Origin of the sequence: Mycobacteroides chelonae (assembly GCF_016767715.1) — a bacterium.
GTDB classification, from domain to species: Bacteria; Actinomycetota; Actinomycetes; order Mycobacteriales; family Mycobacteriaceae; genus Mycobacterium; species Mycobacterium gwanakae.
In genome coordinates this window covers 3296249-3311393 of sequence record NZ_CP050145.1, presented here as the reverse complement: position 1 = coordinate 3311393, position 15145 = coordinate 3296249, and the positions used below count along the sequence as shown (strand labels likewise).

General features: G+C 64.5%; 24 protein-coding genes. 17 read left to right on the top strand and 7 right to left on the bottom strand.

Annotation, left to right across the window (positions count from 1 at the left end; all coding sequences use genetic code 11):
- The first annotated feature begins 28 nt into the window (after positions 1-28).
- The 4 genes from HBA99_RS16345 to HBA99_RS16330 all read left to right on the top strand — a co-directional run bounded on the left by HBA99_RS16345 (position 29) and on the right by HBA99_RS16330 (position 3501).
- Complete coding sequence (locus HBA99_RS16345) at positions 29-502, top strand: limonene-1,2-epoxide hydrolase family protein (RefSeq protein ID WP_070931394.1); 474 nt, start codon at positions 29-31, stop codon at positions 500-502.
- A 75-nt stretch (positions 503-577) separates the two neighbouring features.
- Positions 578-2149, top strand: coding sequence for a signal recognition particle protein (ffh, locus tag HBA99_RS16340; RefSeq protein ID WP_070923624.1), 1572 nt, complete (start codon positions 578-580; stop codon positions 2147-2149).
- Between the two features lie 5 nt (positions 2150-2154).
- Complete coding sequence (locus HBA99_RS16335) at positions 2155-3222, top strand: amidohydrolase family protein (protein WP_070952655.1); 1068 nt, start codon at positions 2155-2157, stop codon at positions 3220-3222.
- Positions 3223-3231: 9 nt separating this feature from the next.
- Complete coding sequence (locus HBA99_RS16330) at positions 3232-3501, top strand: hypothetical protein (RefSeq protein WP_057969139.1); 270 nt, start codon at positions 3232-3234, stop codon at positions 3499-3501.
- On the opposite strand, the gene HBA99_RS16325 is transcribed toward HBA99_RS16330, so the two are convergent.
- A complete protein-coding gene (locus HBA99_RS16325) occupies positions 3498-4373 on the bottom strand; it encodes a D-alanyl-D-alanine carboxypeptidase family protein (RefSeq protein ID WP_109418574.1) in 876 nt (291 codons plus the stop codon). The two genes, HBA99_RS16330 and HBA99_RS16325, sit on opposite strands and share 4 nt — an antisense overlap.
- A gap of 64 nt (positions 4374-4437) precedes the next feature.
- Between HBA99_RS16325 and HBA99_RS16320 the strand changes: the two genes are divergently transcribed.
- On the top strand, positions 4438-5457 hold the full coding sequence (locus HBA99_RS16320) for an LLM class flavin-dependent oxidoreductase (protein ID WP_081342864.1): 1020 nt from the start codon (positions 4438-4440) through the stop codon (positions 5455-5457).
- Here the strand turns inward: HBA99_RS16320 and HBA99_RS16315 are convergent.
- Positions 5454-5861 carry a PaaI family thioesterase gene (locus HBA99_RS16315; protein ID WP_030094040.1) on the bottom strand — a complete coding sequence of 136 codons (408 nt, stop codon included), beginning with the start codon at positions 5859-5861 and terminating at the stop codon, positions 5454-5456. The genes HBA99_RS16320 and HBA99_RS16315 overlap by 4 nt on opposite strands.
- Before the next feature lie 11 nt (positions 5862-5872).
- On the opposite strand from HBA99_RS16315, the gene HBA99_RS16310 reads away from it, so the two are divergent.
- From HBA99_RS16310 to trmD, 5 genes are all read left to right on the top strand, one after another.
- On the top strand, positions 5873-6310 hold the full coding sequence (locus tag HBA99_RS16310) for a nuclear transport factor 2 family protein (RefSeq protein ID WP_030094039.1): 438 nt from the start codon (positions 5873-5875) through the stop codon (positions 6308-6310).
- A 170-nt stretch (positions 6311-6480) separates the two neighbouring features.
- On the top strand, positions 6481-6960 hold the full coding sequence (gene rpsP / locus HBA99_RS16305; RefSeq protein ID WP_030094038.1) for a 30S ribosomal protein S16: 480 nt from the start codon (positions 6481-6483) through the stop codon (positions 6958-6960).
- 8 nt (positions 6961-6968) lie between these two features.
- Positions 6969-7211 (top strand): RNA-binding protein, encoded by a 243-nt coding sequence (locus HBA99_RS16300; protein WP_005081564.1) that lies wholly within the window; start codon positions 6969-6971, stop codon positions 7209-7211.
- Between the two features lie 5 nt (positions 7212-7216).
- Positions 7217-7747, top strand: coding sequence for a ribosome maturation factor RimM (gene rimM / locus HBA99_RS16295; protein WP_057966449.1), 531 nt, complete (start codon positions 7217-7219; stop codon positions 7745-7747).
- A gap of 10 nt (positions 7748-7757) precedes the next feature.
- On the top strand, positions 7758-8477 hold the full coding sequence (gene trmD, locus HBA99_RS16290; protein ID WP_057969137.1) for a tRNA (guanosine(37)-N1)-methyltransferase TrmD: 720 nt from the start codon (positions 7758-7760) through the stop codon (positions 8475-8477).
- Here the strand turns inward: trmD and HBA99_RS16285 are convergent.
- Positions 8424-9329 carry a serine hydrolase gene (locus HBA99_RS16285; protein ID WP_070931285.1) on the bottom strand — a complete coding sequence of 302 codons (906 nt, stop codon included), beginning with the start codon at positions 9327-9329 and terminating at the stop codon, positions 8424-8426. The two genes, trmD and HBA99_RS16285, sit on opposite strands and share 54 nt — an antisense overlap.
- A gap of 281 nt (positions 9330-9610) precedes the next feature.
- Here HBA99_RS16285 and rplS point away from each other — a divergent pair, with 281 nt between their 5' ends.
- From rplS to HBA99_RS16265, 4 genes are read left to right on the top strand one after another with little or no spacing between them, the layout of a single operon-like run.
- Positions 9611-9952: a 50S ribosomal protein L19 gene (gene rplS, locus HBA99_RS16280; RefSeq protein ID WP_030094034.1), complete on the top strand. Its 342-nt coding sequence runs from the start codon at positions 9611-9613 to the stop codon at positions 9950-9952.
- A 16-nt stretch (positions 9953-9968) separates the two neighbouring features.
- Positions 9969-10847 carry a signal peptidase I gene (gene lepB / locus HBA99_RS16275; protein WP_070952656.1) on the top strand — a complete coding sequence of 293 codons (879 nt, stop codon included), beginning with the start codon at positions 9969-9971 and terminating at the stop codon, positions 10845-10847.
- 10 nt (positions 10848-10857) lie between these two features.
- Entirely contained in the window at positions 10858-11529 is a 672-nt protein-coding gene (locus HBA99_RS16270) for a ribonuclease HII (protein WP_057966451.1), read from the top strand.
- 10 nt (positions 11530-11539) lie between these two features.
- Positions 11540-11845 carry a DUF2469 domain-containing protein gene (locus tag HBA99_RS16265; protein WP_005056986.1) on the top strand — a complete coding sequence of 102 codons (306 nt, stop codon included), beginning with the start codon at positions 11540-11542 and terminating at the stop codon, positions 11843-11845.
- A gap of 38 nt (positions 11846-11883) precedes the next feature.
- On the opposite strand, the gene HBA99_RS16260 is transcribed toward HBA99_RS16265, so the two are convergent.
- From HBA99_RS16260 to mbp1, 4 genes are read right to left on the bottom strand one after another with little or no spacing between them, the layout of a single operon-like run.
- Positions 11884-12306: a hypothetical protein gene (locus tag HBA99_RS16260; protein ID WP_057966452.1), complete on the bottom strand. Its 423-nt coding sequence runs from the start codon at positions 12304-12306 to the stop codon at positions 11884-11886.
- Between the two features lie 13 nt (positions 12307-12319).
- Positions 12320-12607, bottom strand: coding sequence for a hypothetical protein (locus tag HBA99_RS16255; protein ID WP_030094030.1), 288 nt, complete (start codon positions 12605-12607; stop codon positions 12320-12322).
- A gap of 41 nt (positions 12608-12648) precedes the next feature.
- A complete protein-coding gene (locus HBA99_RS16250) occupies positions 12649-12954 on the bottom strand; it encodes a GlsB/YeaQ/YmgE family stress response membrane protein (RefSeq protein WP_030094029.1) in 306 nt (101 codons plus the stop codon).
- Between the two features lie 53 nt (positions 12955-13007).
- The gene (gene mbp1, locus HBA99_RS16245) at positions 13008-13250 is read right to left on the bottom strand and encodes a microaggregate-binding protein 1 (RefSeq protein ID WP_046255897.1); all 243 of its coding nucleotides are present in this window, start codon (positions 13248-13250) and stop codon (positions 13008-13010) included.
- 231 nt (positions 13251-13481) lie between these two features.
- Here mbp1 and HBA99_RS16240 point away from each other — a divergent pair, with 231 nt between their 5' ends.
- The 3 genes from HBA99_RS16240 (at position 13482) to HBA99_RS16230 (ending at position 15144) form a co-directional block, all read left to right on the top strand.
- Entirely contained in the window at positions 13482-14192 is a 711-nt protein-coding gene (locus HBA99_RS16240) for a TetR/AcrR family transcriptional regulator (protein ID WP_070952657.1), read from the top strand.
- 130 nt (positions 14193-14322) lie between these two features.
- Positions 14323-14580: a hypothetical protein gene (locus HBA99_RS16235; RefSeq protein WP_227457772.1), complete on the top strand. Its 258-nt coding sequence runs from the start codon at positions 14323-14325 to the stop codon at positions 14578-14580.
- Between the two features lie 204 nt (positions 14581-14784).
- Positions 14785-15144 (top strand): YraN family protein, encoded by a 360-nt coding sequence (locus HBA99_RS16230; RefSeq protein WP_057969134.1) that lies wholly within the window; start codon positions 14785-14787, stop codon positions 15142-15144.
- Position 15145: the final 1 nt, after the last annotated feature.

The window sequence follows — 15145 nt, the reverse complement described above, 5'->3', positions numbered from 1 at the left end:
GCAGCAGGTCACAGGCGATTGTCGGGGCATGGCATTTCTTGAGGATCGGATGAGCGGCGGGCACCCGTCGAACGTGCACCCCCGTGTGGAGCTTGTGAAAGACGCCTTCGCCACGATGGCGGCCCTGGATCTTGACGGCTATCTGAAGTTCTTCTCAGATGACGTCGAGCACGTGCTCGCGCCTCTTCCGAAGATCACGGGCAAGAAGAGTCTCAGGCCTGCCTTGGCGCGGGGCTTCCGGGCGTGCGTTTCCGGACTCACCGTGTCGCCGCTGAGCGTCGTGCAGCAGGGCGACTCGGTGATCAGTGACCGCGTCGACATCGCCAAGCTAGGCCCCTTGTGGGTGCGGTTTCGGATCAAAGCCACCATGAAGTTTGTCGACGACAAAGTCGTCTTCTGGCGCGACAGCATCGACTACCTCAGCCTCATCGGGTGGAGCCTGCGTGGCGTTGTCGGCATCCTCATTCCGTCGCTGCGCCCGCAACCTCCAGCCACCGGGTAGGCGGGGAAGGCCGGCGTATCCAGATTGCCTGCCACGACGGAGGCACAAAAGGGGCCGCCAGCTAGGCTGGTCGACGTGTTTGAATCGCTGTCTGACCGGTTGACCGATGCCCTTGCTGGCCTACGGGGCAAGGGACGTCTGTCCGACGCCGATATCGACGCGACCTGCCGGACCATCCGGCTGGCGCTGCTGGAAGCCGATGTCGCGCTGCCCGTGGTGCGCACCTTCATCGGTCGCATCAAAGATCGCGCTAAGGGGGCCGAGGTCTCCGGGGCGCTGAACCCCGCCCAGCAGGTCGTCAAGATCGTCAACGAGGAGCTCATCGGCATCCTGGGTGGGGAGACCCGCCAGCTGGCGTTCGCCAAGACCCCGCCGACGGTCATCATGCTCGCTGGTCTGCAGGGTGCCGGTAAGACGACCCTCGCCGGCAAGCTCGCCAAATGGCTTAAGGGACAAGGACATACCCCGCTTTTGGTGGCCTGCGACCTGCAGCGCCCCGGTGCCGTGAACCAGCTGCAGGTGGTCGGTGAGCGTGCCGGAGTTTCCGTCTACGCCCCGCATCCGGGCACCTCGACCGGCGGCCTGGAGGTCGGCTCGCTGGTCGGCGATCCGGTTGCGGTGGCACGAGACGGCCTGGCCCATGCCAAGGCTCAGCACTTCGATGTGGTGCTCGTCGACACCGCCGGCCGTCTCGGTATCGACGCCGAATTGATGGACCAGGCCGCCCGGATCCGCGAAGCCGTCGATCCCGACGAGGTGCTGTTCGTCCTCGACGCCATGATCGGTCAGGACGCGGTGAGCACCGCCGAGGCGTTCCGTGCCGGTGTCGGGTTCACCGGCGTGGTCCTGACCAAGCTCGACGGCGATGCTCGCGGTGGTGCCGCGCTCTCGGTGCGCGAGATCACCGGCACCCCGATCTTGTTCGCGTCCACCGGTGAAAAGCTGGAGGACTTCGATGTCTTCCATCCCGACCGGATGGCCAGCCGCATCCTGGGCATGGGCGATCTGCTGTCCCTCATCGAGCAGGCAGAGCAGCATTTCGACGCCGAGCAATCGCTGGCCGCCGCGGAGAAGATCACCTCGGGCGAGCTGACGCTGGAGGACTTCCTGGAGCAGATGCTCGCGATCCGCAAGATGGGGCCCATCGGGAACCTGTTGGGGATGCTTCCGGGGGCAGGCCAGATGAAGGACGCATTGGCCGCCGTCGACGATAAGCAGCTCGACCGCGTGCAGGCCATCATCCGCGGCATGACCCCCGCCGAACGGGCCGACCCGAAGATCATCAACGCGTCGCGGCGGCTGCGGATCGCCAACGGCTCCGGTGTGGCCGTTTCGGAGGTCAACCAGCTGGTGGACCGCTTCTTCGATGCGCGCAAGATGATGTCCTCGATGGCCGGGCGGATGGGCATGGGCGCCATCAACCGCAAGAGCAACCGCAAGGGCGGCAAGAACACCAAGAAGGGCAAGAAGGGTTCGAAGGGCCCGACGCAGCCGAAGATGCGGGGCGGATTCCCCGGTATGGCTGGGCTTCCCGGGGGAATGCCGGCCGGATTCCCTGATCTATCCGGGATGCCCGAGGGACTGGGTGAGCTGCCTCCGGGTCTGGCCGATATCGACATCTCGAAGTTGAAGTTCCCTAAGAACTGAGCCCGATGCGCTTGCACCTGCGGGGACGAACTCTTCCGTCGGAAGAGCCTGTCGATCTGTGGGTGTGTGAGGGCGTCCTCAGCCTGGAGCCAATCGCGGGCGCCGACACCATCTTTGACGGCGGATGGCTGCTGCCGGGGCTTGTCGACGCGCACTGCCACGTCGGCGTCGGGCCGCACGGACCGACCTCCCTCGAGGAGGCGGTCGCTCAGGCCGAGGCCGAGCGCGAGGTGGGCGCGCTGCTGTTGCGCGACGCTGGATCTCCGGTAGACACCCGTGGCTTCGACGACCGGGCGGACCTGCCGAAGATCATCCGCGCGGGTAGGCATCTGGCCAAACCCAAGCGGTACATACCTGGCCTGCCCATCGATATCGAGGATGAATCGCAACTTCCGGAAGCCGTTGCCCTCCAAGCGTGTTGGGGTGATGGCTGGGTGAAGTTGGTAGGGGACTGGATCGATCGTTCCGTGGGCGACCTGGCCCCGCTGTGGTCGGACGACATCCTTAAAGAGGCCATCGATGCCGCGCACGCCAACGGTGCCCGCGTCACCGCACACGTTTTCGGCGAGGACGCGCTGCCTGGCTTGATACGCGCCGGGATCGACTGCATCGAACACGGCACCGGACTCACCGATGACACCATCGCCCTGATGGTCGAGCACGGCACCGCGCTCGTCCCGACCATCATCAACATCGAGAACTTTCCCGGAATCGCCGACTCCGCAAGCAAATACCCGGTGTACGCCCAGCACATGCGCGACCTGTACGCCGGTCTGCATACGACATTCGGGAACGCGTACGACGCCGGAATTCCGATCTACGCGGGCACCGACGCCGGCGGCGGGATCGCGCATGGGCGTATCGCCGATGAGGTCGCCGCACTCACCCGCATCGGCATGGATGCCACCGATGCGCTGGGTGCGGCCTCGTGGCGGGCCCGCGAGTGGCTGGGGAGGCCGGGTCTGGAGCACGGCGCACCCGCCGATGTGGTCGGATACCGCGAGGACCCGCGGACCGGGCCGCAGGTGCTCTCGCGACCGGATCTCGTTCTGCTGCGCGGGCAGATTCGTTAGAGTTCGGCCATGCGTTATGGGGTGGTGCTGCTGATGACTGTCGGACTGCTTGTCGCCGTGCCGGGGACCGCCCAGGCCGATACCACCTGTGCGGAATTCAATGGCGCCGACGATGCCGGAAAACTCGCAGCGGTTCAGGAGGCGGCGGCTGCGGGCAATGCCATCGCTCAGATCTCGCCGCCGGACGCCGTGTCGTTGGCTGTTGCCATGTGCCGGGTACGTGTCTCGGAGACTGTTGTTCAGGTATTGAACTCCGACGGTAAGGGTGGATACCGCTAGAGCGAACCGACGGTGACCTGACCGTCGTTGGCGAAGCCCCAGTCGAACAGGCTCGTGGCCTGGTCCCAATACGTCGGCCCGCCCTCGTGCACCAGGCCGTACATCATGGACACCACAAGGCGCTTGCCGTCGCGCTCAGCGGCCACGACATAGGTCTTGCGGGCCATGTCCGTGAAGCCGGTCTTGCCGCCGATCACTCCCGGATAGCGGTACATCAGCTCGTTCTGATTGCGCAGCCCGCGCCCCGGGAAGGGCGCGCCCGGCTGGGCGGTGATCCCGGCGAATATCGGATTGGCCAGTGCCGCACGGAATATGACGGCTAGATCGTGCGGGGTGGAGCGCATGTCCATGCCAGGTGCATCCAGACCCGACGGTGAGTCGGTGTGGGTGGACGTCGCACCCAGGGCCGCGGCCTTGGCGTTCATCTTGTCGACGGTGGCCTGTCGTCCGCCGAGTAGGTGCGCCAGTGTGTTGGCCGCATCATTGCCAGACTCCAGCAGTGCCGCGTCGAGCAGCTCGCGCGCGGTGTAGGTCTGGCCCGCCTTGATGCCCACGCAGTTGCATTCGGCTTTCGCGTCCGCGGCATCGGCGACCACGGTGGCATCCAGCGGCACCTCGTCGAGAGCCACCAGGGCCAGCAGCACCTTGATGGTGCTCGCGGGGGGATGTACGGCGTAGGGGTCGCGTGCGGCAAGGATCTGACCGGAGTCCAGATCCGCCACCAACCATGCTTGCGCCGGACCCTCCGGCGGCGGTGCCGCCGTATCGGCATGCGCGACACCGGGGATCGCGAGCATGAGGAGCAGGGCGCTGAGCACCGCGAATACGCGGAAGCGGCGAGGCCGCGGCAGGGAAGACATCGGCTCCGACACTAGCGCGGCGGGTATCGGGAACATAACCGGACTGCGGTCCGTTTATGTGGTCATGACTAATCACGTGCAGTTTGGATTGGACACGTTCGCCGACGTTCCCGCGGGTATGACCAACCCGGAAGCGATCCGCGCCGTGGTCGAGGAGGGGGTGCGCGCGGACCAGGTCGGCGTCGACATCTTCGCGATCGGGGAGCATCACCGCATCGAGTTCGTAGGGGAGTCGCCGGAGATGATGCTGTCCGCGATCGCGGCGCGTACCGAGCGGGTCACCCTCGCGACCGCCGTGACGGTGCTCAGTACCGACGATCCGGTGCGGGTGTATCAGCGGTTCGCGACCCTCGACGGAATCTCCCATGGCCGTGCCGAGGTCGTGCTTGGCCGGGGGTCGTTCACGGATTCCTTCCCGTTGTTCGGATACGACCTGGCAGAGTACGACGAACTCTTCGAGGAGAAGTTCGATCTCATGGCCAAGCTGCTGCCGGGAGACCCGGTGACCTGGTCGGGGAAGCTGCGCGCCGGGTTGGACAACGTCGAGGTGTATCCCAAGACAGAGAACGGTTTGCGGGCGTGGGTGGGCGTGGGCGGATCGCCGGAATCGGTGGTCCGCAGCGTGCGGTACCGCATACCCATGATCCTGGCGATCATCGGTGGTGACCCCATGCGATTCGAGCCGTACGTCGACCTCTACCGGCGGGCTCAAGATCAGCTCGGTGTCACCGAGCCGATGCCGCTGGGCATTCACAGTCCGGGGCATATCGCGGAATCCGATGAGGAGGCGATCGCACAGTATTGGCCGGGCTTCCGGGAATTGCGCACCACGATCGGGCGTGAGCGTGGCTGGCCGGCGCCGCGGTACGAGGAGTACCTGGCCGAGGTGAAGTCGGGATCGCTGTATGTCGGTTCACCCGACACGGTGGCGGCCAAGATGGCCAAAACCATTCGTGGTCTCGGTGCCGACCGGTTCAGCCTGGTGTACCAGGCCGCGCAGCCGGGGCTGGGCATGCAAAACGTCGAGCTGTATGGCACCGAGGTCATTCCCCGGGTGCGGGACCTGCTGGCTGCGGACGAGGCCGGCGCGGCCTAAGCGAAGTTGTAGGTGGCCAACGCCTTGGCCACCACCTGTCCGGTGCCGTCGGACACGGTGACCTCGATATTCGACAGACGCTTACCGCGGCGGACCACCTGGCCCACCGCGGTAAGGTCGGCCGCCTCGGCCGCCGAGACGTAGTTGACCGTCAATGAAGCCGTTGAGCCGCCGAACTTTTCGGGCACGACGTCGTCGGCCCACGCCGCCGCCATGGCCGCGGTATCGGCGAGGGTCGCGATCGCGCCGCCGTGCACGGTGTGGCCCATGGTGGCCAGTTCGGGCCGGAAAGGCATGCTCAGCACGGCGCGATCGGTGCCGATCTCGGCCAACACGATTCCCAGGTGCTGACACAGCGGGGAGTTCGGGACGAATTGCGTGATGATTTCGGTCCGAGTGGGCATGCTCACAAGTTATGACATCCGCCTGGACCATCGACGAAGTTTCCGACCGCCTGCAGATCCAGCAGCTCCTGGTCGATTACGCGACCGCCATCGACACCCGCCAGTTCGACGACCTGGACGAGGTGTTCACCAACGACGCATATATCGACTATCGCGCGATGGGTGGGGTGGACGGCGAGTATCCCGACGTCAAGGCGTGGCTGGCGCAGGTGCTGCCGGCATTCCCGATGTATGCGCACATGCTGGGAAACGTGTCGATCAGTTTCGACGACGAAGAGCGCAGCTCGGCCACCGTGCGCAGCCTGTGTTTCAACCCGATGGTTCCGGGCGGCGACACCGAACAGGTGCTTTTTCTGGGACTTTGGTACGACGACGCGGTAGTGCGGACACGGCACGGCTGGCGCCTGACACGGCGCGTCGAGACGAAGTGCTTCAATCGGCTGGTGTAGTCCGGCCGGAAGGATTTGGGCTGGTAGGCCCCGCTCTGGCACAATGACAAACCGTCCGTTGTGCTGGCCATGGCCAGCTGCGGTCAGACCCACGCGAGGCAAAACCGGATCGTGCATGTCCGCACGGATCGCCGAATTGCCGCGTGATACCTCAAGGAGAAGTTGTAGTCATGGCTGTCAAGATCAAGCTCACCCGCCTCGGGAAGATCCGCAACCCGCAGTACCGCATCCAGATCGCCGATGCGCGCACGCGCCGCGAAGGCCGCGCCATCGAGGTGATCGGCCGGTACCACCCGAAGGAAGAGCCCAGCCTCATCGAGATCGATTCCGAGCGTGCGCAGTACTGGCTGTCCGTCGGCGCGCAGCCGACCGACCCGGTGCTGGCCCTGCTGAAGATCACCGGTGACTGGCAGAAGTTCAAGGGCCTGCCCGGCGCCGAGGGCACCCTGAAGGTCAAGGAGCCCAAGCCCAGCAAGCTGGAGCTGTTCAACGCCGCTCTGGCCGAGGCCGACGGTGCCCCCACCGGTGAGGCCATCCAGCAGAAAAAGAAGAAGGCCCCGAAGAAGGCCGAGCAGGACGAGGCCGCCGAGGCCCCGGCCGCGGAAGCCGCCGAGGCTCCGGCCGAATCTGCTGACGCCGCAAGCGAATAGGACCTCAGATGAGTTCTGTGGTGGTCGACGCCGTCGAGCATCTGGTACGAGGAATCGTCGATAACCCCGACGATGTCCGCGTTGACCTAGTGACGAATCGTCGCGGCCGCACCGTAGAGGTTCACGTCCACCCCGACGATCTCGGAAAGGTGATCGGTCGGGGCGGGCGTACCGCCACCGCGCTGCGCACCCTGGTCGCGGGTGTGGGTGGCCGCGGCATCCGGGTCGACGTGGTGGACACCGACCGGTAGCTCCGATGGAGCTTGTGGTCGGGCGTATCGCCAAGGCGCACGGCGTCACCGGCGAGTTGTCGGTCGAAATCCGTACTGACGATCCAGACGAGCGTTTCGCCGTCGGTTCGGTGCTGACCGGGCGGCTGCCCCGGGGCGGCGGTAATCGTGAATTCACCGTCGAATCGGTACGTGAGCACACCGGAAGGCTGCTGATTAGGCTTTCCGGCGTGGCCGACCGTGACGCGGCAGACGCTTTGCGCGGCACCCTTTTCACGGTTGAGGCCGGCGAGCTTCCTGCGCTTCAAGATCCCGACGAGTTCTACGACCATCAGCTCGAAGGGCTTACGGTGCGGACCCTGGAGGGTGCGATCGTCGGAACCGTTTCCGAGGTGCTGCACACCCCGGGTGGCGAGCTGCTTGCGGTGAAACCTCACAACAGGGACCAGCGCGGCGAGATCCTAGTGCCGTTCGTCTCCGCGATCGTCACGTCGATCTCCTTGGCAGACAAGGTGATCGAGATAGATCCCCCCGAAGGTCTGTTGGACCTGTCGTGAGCATTCCGGCATGAAAATAGACGTCGTCACGATCTTCCCGGACTATCTGCAGCCGGTGCGGCAGTCTCTGCCGGGCAAGGCAATCGAGGCCGGGCTTGTCGATGTCGCGGTGCACGATCTGCGGCGCTGGACGCACGACGTCCACAAGTCCGTCGACGATTCACCCTACGGCGGTGGTCCCGGCATGGTGATGAAGCCGACGGTCTGGGGTGAAGCCCTGGACGAGATCTGCACGCCGGAAACGCTTTTGGTGGTACCAACGCCCGCCGGATACCCCTTCACGCAGGAGAGTGCCCATCAATGGTCCACTGAAGACCATCTGGTGATCGCGTGTGGACGCTACGAGGGAATCGATCAGCGAGTCGCCGATGACGCTGCGACCCGGATGCGGGTGCGCGAGGTGTCGATCGGCGATTATGTGCTCAATGGCGGCGAGGTCGCCGCGCTGGTGATCATCGAGGCGGTACTGCGGCTGATTCCCGGGGTGCTGGGCAATGCGCTTTCCGCGCAAGAAGACTCACACTCCGACGGGCTCTTGGAGGGGCCGTCCTACACCAGACCGCCGAGTTGGCGGGGGATCGATGTACCCCCGGTGTTGCTCTCAGGTGATCACGCCAAGATTGCGGCCTGGCGGGCCGAGCAGTCGCGTCAGCGGACGGCGCAGCGTCGCCCGGATCTACTCGGCTTCGATACGTCCACCGGGGAACATGGTGGAGACGGCCTGAGTTAGCGTGTTGCGCGCCGTCACGTCGTTGGCGGTCTGCAGGGACGACACCACCACGATGAATCGACGGTCGGGACCGACCACGCCGGTCGACAGATGCATCCACGCGGATCCGACACAGCACATCCAGCCCTGCTTCACCGCGACGGGCTCGCCGGGGATTCCGTCCGGGATTCCGAAACGCTGGGGGTAGCCGTCGATGCCGTTGGGCGTCGAACGGGCCAAGTCGTCGACGATGATGTTCGCGCGCTCGGGTGGTAGGCCACCGGTGCCGGAAAGCAGCATGTCGTAGTACTGCACCAGGTCGTTGGCAGTGCTGATGGTGTTCCACCACATCCCGTCGGAGGGCACGGTGGTGGAGGGCAGCCCGTATCGCGCGGCGACCCGGGTGATGATCGAGTTTCCGCCCCCGCGCTGCCAGAAGATCTCGGCTGCGCTGTCATCGGAGGACTGCAGCATCCGGTCGAAAGAGGCGCGATCTGCGGGAGTCAGAGTGACGTCGCCGGTCGATTCCCGCATGAGCAGGTCGTCGGCGATAAACAGCTTCGCCACAGAGGCGATGGCAATGGTGCTGTTGTTGCCATTGGTGACCATGGCACCGGAGGCGCGGTCCTTGATGACCGCGGTGAGTACGGCGCCGGCACTCTTGGCCTGGGTGGTTGCTGCGATGGTGCGCTCGGGCAGGGTCTCGAAGGATGGGGGGCTTTCCACCTCGAAGACCGGCGCAGGCTCGGCGGGGGCACTGACAACTGCCAGCACCGGGGTAGCCGGGTCGCTGCGCACCGATGCCACACATCCAGAGGTCAGGGCGGTCACTGCAGTGAGCGTTAAGCCCGCAAACAGGTGATGGCCGCGCATAACCTAGACCCCCTCTGCGGTCAGACTCTGAATTGTTACCTATGTGACAGGTGTTCCGGTCACGGTAGCTTACCGGTACTGTCTGGATAGCCGCTGCCCAAGGGGTGCTCGGGTGGGCGATTTCACTGAAAGGGCCCCTGTCTGGCACAATCGGGTAGCTGTCTGCTGCCGCTTGGCCACAAGTCAGACAGAACTACGCAACTACTGATCGGCGCAGGTGCATACCCGGTATGCGATCCGGCCGCGCGATTGAGTCGAGAGACCAAGAGGGAAGTACACCGATGAACACGCTGGACTTTGTCGACCAGGCGTCGCTGCGCCAGGATGTGCCCGACTTCCGCCCCGGTGACACCGTCAACGTGCACGTCAAGGTGATCGAGGGCTCCAAGGAGCGCATCCAGGTCTTCAAGGGTGCCGTGCTGCGTCGCTCCGGTGGTGGCGTGAGTGCCACCTTCACGGTCCGCAAGGAAAGCTACGGCGTCGGCGTCGAGCGCACCTTCCCGGTGCACTCGCCGAACATCGACCACATCGAGATCGTCACCCGTGGTGCGGTCCGTCGCGCGAAGCTGTACTACCTGCGTGAGCTGCGCGGCAAGAAGGCCAAGATCAAGGAGAAGCGCTGACCGAGTCGGCGCTTTCGTGACAGCACCGGTGTCCGGGGAATCAGGGCCGTCTGAAACGTCCACGCAGACTACTGCCGACGCTCCCGAAACCGAACCAGCCGCTGAGGCATCATCCGCAGCATCGTCGAAAGACGAAGACAGCGGCTCCGGCATGCTCAAAGAGGTCGGCGTCCTCCTGCTGATCGCTCTGGTCCTGTACTGCATCACACAGAATTTCATCGCCCGGCCGTATCTCATTCCGTCGGAGTCGATGGAGCCGACCTTGCACGGCTGCCGTGGTTGCACCGGTGACCGGATCATGGTCGACAAGGTGGTGTTCCGGTTCATCGATCCGGAGCCCGGCGACGTTGTGGTGTTCAAAGGCCCCCCGGAGTGGAACGGCAACTACCGATCGATCCGGTCGGACAACACCGCCGTCCGATACCTGCAGAACGCTCTGTCGTTCATCGGCGTGGTGCCACCGGACGAGAACGATCTGGTGAAACGTGTCATCGCCACTGGCGGGCAGACAGTGCAATGCCGCTGGGATACGGGCCTGACGGTCGACGGCAAGAAGCTCAACGAGCCGTATCTGGATCCGGAAACCATCGGTCCCGGTAGCGACATCGACCCCACCAACGCCTGCTGGAGTTTCCAGTTCGGGCCCGTCAAGGTGCCGGAAGGCAAGCTGTGGATGATGGGGGACAACCGGACGCACAGCGGCGACTCGCGCGCACACTGCCAGAGCCTCGAACGTGATGCTGGGCCCGCGATGGATGAGCGTCAGCGCGTCTATTGCACGGGCGACCCGAACATCGGCACTGTGCCGTTGGACAACGTCATCGGCAAGGCGCGTTTCATCGCATGGCCGCCCGGACGGTGGGGCGGCGTCGCATCGGTGAACCCTCAGACCTAGTTCTCGCGGTATGAGTACCAGCTGGCCACCGCGGACGGTGATTCGCAAAGCATCCGGATTGCGGACCCTCGAATTGACCCTGGACAGAGTGGGTTTGGGTCCTGTCGCCGGAGTGGACGAGGCCGGACGTGGAGCCTGTGCGGGACCGTTGGTAATCGCCGCGTGTGTGCTTGGCCCAAACCAACGGAAAAGCCTTGCCGCGCTCAATGACTCCAAGAAGCTCAGCGAGAAGATGCGCGAGACGCTGTTTCCCCTTATCTGCCGGTACGCCGAGGCGTATCACGTGGTGTCGGTGCCAGCCGAAGAAGTGGACCGCATCGGCGTGCACGTGGCCAACATCGAGGGAATGCGGCGCGCGGTGGCCGGTCTGGGCGTCAAGCCGGGATATGTGTTGACGGACGGATTCCGGGTGCCGGGACTGCCGGTGCCCTCCCTGCCGGTCATCGGTGGCGACGCCTCGGCGGCATGTATCGCCGCGGCCAGTGTGCTGGCGAAGGTCAGCCGGGATCGAGTGATGGTGGCCATGGATTCCGATCATCCGGGGTACGGATTCGCGGTGCACAAGGGCTACAGCACGGCCGTCCATACCGAGGCGCTGCAGCGTCTGGGGCCGTCAGTTCAGCATCGACAGTCGTTCGTGAACGTGCGCAATGCGGCGCAGGGAAGTTCACAGGGGGGATAATGGAAAGTCTATGAGCGCTGAAGACCTCGAAAAGTATGAAACCGAGATGGAACTCTCGCTGTATCGCGAGTACAAGGACATCGTCGGGCAGTTCAGCTACGTGGTGGAGACCGAGCGTCGGTTTTACCTGGCCAATAGCGTCGAGGTGATTCCACGGAACACCGACTCCGAGGTGTACTTCGAGCTGCGCCTTTCTGACGCGTGGGTGTGGGACCTTTTCAGGCCGGCGCGCTTCGTCAAACACGTGCGCGTGATCACCTTCAAGGACGTCAACATCGAAGAGGTCGACAAGCCAGAACTGCGCCTACCGGAGTAGATCTCCGAAAGGCGCAGCTCTGTTTGGCCGTACGTGCTTTACGGGATGCTGACGCAACCCACGTTGTCGACGCATCCGCCGCCGCCACCCGGGCCGCCGTGGCCGCCGCCGACGCCGGGGATGTGGCCTCCGCCGCCTTCGGGTCCGCCGCCTCCGGTCGGACCGCCTGGGATGCTGCCGCTCCCGCCGCCGGGTCCGCCGCCTCCGGTCGGACCGCCGGGGATGGCGCCGGATCCGCCCTCGGGACCACCGCTACCGGTCGGGCCGCCGGGTGCCGGGGTGCCTTCCGGTGCACCGCTGGGCGCGGGAACGGTCGTCGTGGTGGTTGTGGTTGTTGTGGTCGTCGTGCTGGTGCTCGTCGGGCCACTGTCGGTGCTCGTGCCACACCCGGTCAGAGCCGCGCCAATAATGATGGCGAATCCGGCAAAAACCTTGGTGGGCTTGGCTGTTGGCATTCTCATGTGATGCTCCCGGTTAGAGGTGTGGGGCTTCTTTGATCTTGCTGTTCTCGTTGCCCAGCGTCTTGCAGTAGGCCAACGCGGAGTTTCGTGCTGCCGTCGACTGCAGACCACTGGGGTCTTGTTGGTTCTCGTCCTTGAGCATCTTGATGACGGCCTCATTTTGCGTGGCCTCATCCTGGGTGAGGTATTCCTTGCAGGTGGTGTCACCACCTTGATTGATCACACTGGAACAGCCCGCCAGCGAGATGGCCGCGGCCATACCGGCGGCCACCGCGAGTTTCTTCGAAATGGACGGAATCACTAGGGCCCCTTCTGTTGTGGACTGCTGGGATCTGTTGCTACTCATCGCCTGCCGCTGACGAGGCGCACGAGGAACAAGAGAATGCAGGCGCCCGCGAGTGCAGTGACGAATGTCAGAATCCAGCCGAAGCCGTAGGTGCCGACGTTGAGCAGACTCAGCAAGAATCCGCCCAGCAGCCCGCCCACGATCCCCACCACGATGTTGAGCAGGAGCCCTTGCTGGGCGTCGGTGCCCATGATCTTGCTGGCCACCCATCCGGCGAGGCCGCCGATCACGATCCATGCGATCCAGCCGATGCCAAAGCCGAGGTGAGCTGCCGCAACATCAGCGGCCAGAGGTGAAATCATTTGTGGTTTCCTGGTTCTCGTGGGAGTGGAGCGGGCTGCTGTGCGGTGTGTTGCTACTTCTCGGCGTCTTCGCGTGCCTGATGCACCGCAGCCTCGGCGCGGGCCTTCTCGGCCTCGGCTTCCTTGGTGGCTACCTCACGCTGGGCTTCGGCCTTGTCCTGCTGCGCCTGACCTTCGCGCTCCAGCGACTCGTCATCGGTCAGCTTGCCGAAGGCTTCCTTGGCCTTGCCCTTGACGTCTTCGACGACGCCCTTGATCCCGGCCTCGAGACCGCTGTCCTTGTTGTCATCGCTCATCTGTCGCTCCTTTTCAGTGCGTGCACGGTGCAACCGCTCGATGTCGCCTCGTCGTGAGGCGACCAAATCCACCGTAGCAAGGGTTGTGTACCACGTAAACTACTTTGTAAACAAATAGCCGCTGGCCAGCTGTTTAGCTGGCAGAGGTACCGTCGTGGAGGACGGCAAAGCCGCCACGGGAACGCCGTCATAACCCGAACCCCGAAATGCACGGTGGGAGTGACCGACGCAGTGGACGAGACGGACAACCGAACAGGTGCAGGCACCCCGGAGGGGCGCCGCCCACGATCGCTGACCCGTGCGGAAATCCTCGATACCGCGATCGCGCTGGTGGACCGCGATGGGTTGGATCAGCTGACGATGCGGCGGCTCGGTTCTGCCTGCGGTGTCGAAGCGATGGCCCTCTACCGCCACGTCCATGGCCGCCAAGACCTACTCGGCGGCATTGTGGACCACCTGGTCGAAAAGCTGTACGACGATCAACTCGCTGCCCGACGGCAGGAAGACGGTTGGCAGGACTATCTCGTTCGGCTCGCGCATGGGGTGCGGGCGATTGCCATCGATCACCCGCACCTGTTTCCGACGTTGGCGACCCGGCCACCGGAGGCCCCATGGGTTCGGCCGCCGCTGCGGAGCATGAAGTGGATGGAGACCTTCCTGGACACACTGATCTCCTACGGCTTCGACGACCGGGGAGCAGTGACCGCCTATCGCGCGTACACCACCTTCCTGCTGGGCCAGCTGCTCCTGGAGGTTTCAGCACGCGGCGTCTCGCTGAGTCCGGTGGAAGACGAGCTGCCCGAGAAGACGCTGCGGAGCCTTTCGAACTACCCGAATCTGCAGCGGATGCAGCAACAGCTCAGTGAAGACCACAGCGTGACAGAGTTCGAAGAGGCGCTCGAATCGCTACTTGATCGGCTCGAGGGCAACGCGCCGCGCTAGGTCGCGGCGATGGTTTGCTTGGCACTGTCCCTCCAGACCTGACAGATTCTGGCCGGCTGTGATGGGAATTACTCGCCAGCAGGACATCGTTCGAGTTGCGGATCTCGTGGGCGTGTCCCATTCTCGGCCGATGGGTATTTTGCTGATGAGGGCGATGGCGATGATTGCGCCGGCAATTGTGGTCGCGCTGCCGTTGGGCTCGCCAGCTGTCGCGGTGGCTGCGCCTGGTGTGCACTGTGCGCCATCGAAGGCCAGCAAGGACGTGTGCACCGCGACGGACGACGTCGAGATCAAGTCGGCCCCCAACTCCAAGGACCTGCCGGGACCCGCAACGGGTGCGATCGGCAAGGTTGCGCCGGTGGTTCATCCGGTCAAGATGTGGAACTAGTGGGCGGACTGCCCTAACGCAGTAGGCGTTCGACCACGCGCCGGATGTATCGAAGTCCTGGTTCGCTGTGTGAGCACCGTCCAGAACCGCGGTAGGAGCCGCCTGCGGCCGCCGTCCTGTGGAGGAATGCCGGAATGTGGATAACTCTCGACCGTGAGGCATCTCAGCTGAGCCTGTGTCGGTACCGGCGCAGATGGTGTGGCCATGACAACCAGCACACGTGCACAGATCGGCAGCCGTGGAGAGGATCTCGCCGCTGATTACCTGAGCAAGGACGGTTTCACGGTCCTCGATCGCAATTGGCGGTGCCGGTACGGAGAATTGGACATCATCGCAGCCGACGGCGAAGCGTTGGTTTTTGTTGAGGTGAAGACACGTACCGGCCGCGCGTTCGGAACACCTGCGGAGGCCGTGACGCACACCAAGTTACGTAGGCTGCGGCGGCTTGCGGGCATCTGGCTGGCGGCGCAGGACGGTTCGTGGGTGGCCGTGCGTATCGATGTCATCGAAGTGCGGTTGAGCGGCTCGGGACCGGCGATCACCCACATCCGCGGGGTGAGCTGAG

What these genes read in the sequence shown, in the direction of transcription:
- rplS (WP_030094034.1), top strand. Translation starts at nt 9,611, where the DNA reads ATGAACACGCTGGACTTTGTCGACCAGGCGTCGCTGCGCCAGGATGTG.
- HBA99_RS16310 (WP_030094039.1), top strand. Translation starts at nt 5,873, where the DNA reads ATGACATCCGCCTGGACCATCGACGAAGTTTCCGACCGCCTGCAGATC.
- trmD (WP_057969137.1), top strand. Translation starts at nt 7,758, where the DNA reads ATGAAAATAGACGTCGTCACGATCTTCCCGGACTATCTGCAGCCGGTG.
- HBA99_RS16345 (WP_070931394.1), top strand. Translation starts at nt 29, where the DNA reads ATGGCATTTCTTGAGGATCGGATGAGCGGCGGGCACCCGTCGAACGTG.
- HBA99_RS16285 (WP_070931285.1), bottom strand. Translation starts at nt 9,329, where the DNA reads ATGCGCGGCCATCACCTGTTTGCGGGCTTAACGCTCACTGCAGTGACC.
- rpsP (WP_030094038.1), top strand. Translation starts at nt 6,481, where the DNA reads ATGGCTGTCAAGATCAAGCTCACCCGCCTCGGGAAGATCCGCAACCCG.
- HBA99_RS16335 (WP_070952655.1), top strand. Translation starts at nt 2,155, where the DNA reads ATGCGCTTGCACCTGCGGGGACGAACTCTTCCGTCGGAAGAGCCTGTC.
- HBA99_RS16315 (WP_030094040.1), bottom strand. Translation starts at nt 5,861, where the DNA reads ATGCCCACTCGGACCGAAATCATCACGCAATTCGTCCCGAACTCCCCG.
- HBA99_RS16265 (WP_005056986.1), top strand. Translation starts at nt 11,540, where the DNA reads ATGAGCGCTGAAGACCTCGAAAAGTATGAAACCGAGATGGAACTCTCG.
- HBA99_RS16250 (WP_030094029.1), bottom strand. Translation starts at nt 12,954, where the DNA reads ATGATTTCACCTCTGGCCGCTGATGTTGCGGCAGCTCACCTCGGCTTT.
- mbp1 (WP_046255897.1), bottom strand. Translation starts at nt 13,250, where the DNA reads ATGAGCGATGACAACAAGGACAGCGGTCTCGAGGCCGGGATCAAGGGC.
- rimM (WP_057966449.1), top strand. Translation starts at nt 7,217, where the DNA reads ATGGAGCTTGTGGTCGGGCGTATCGCCAAGGCGCACGGCGTCACCGGC.
- HBA99_RS16235 (WP_227457772.1), top strand. Translation starts at nt 14,323, where the DNA reads ATGGGTATTTTGCTGATGAGGGCGATGGCGATGATTGCGCCGGCAATT.
- HBA99_RS16300 (WP_005081564.1), top strand. Translation starts at nt 6,969, where the DNA reads ATGAGTTCTGTGGTGGTCGACGCCGTCGAGCATCTGGTACGAGGAATC.
- HBA99_RS16230 (WP_057969134.1), top strand. Translation starts at nt 14,785, where the DNA reads ATGACAACCAGCACACGTGCACAGATCGGCAGCCGTGGAGAGGATCTC.
- HBA99_RS16260 (WP_057966452.1), bottom strand. Translation starts at nt 12,306, where the DNA reads ATGAGAATGCCAACAGCCAAGCCCACCAAGGTTTTTGCCGGATTCGCC.
- HBA99_RS16270 (WP_057966451.1), top strand. Translation starts at nt 10,858, where the DNA reads ATGAGTACCAGCTGGCCACCGCGGACGGTGATTCGCAAAGCATCCGGA.
- HBA99_RS16330 (WP_057969139.1), top strand. Translation starts at nt 3,232, where the DNA reads ATGCGTTATGGGGTGGTGCTGCTGATGACTGTCGGACTGCTTGTCGCC.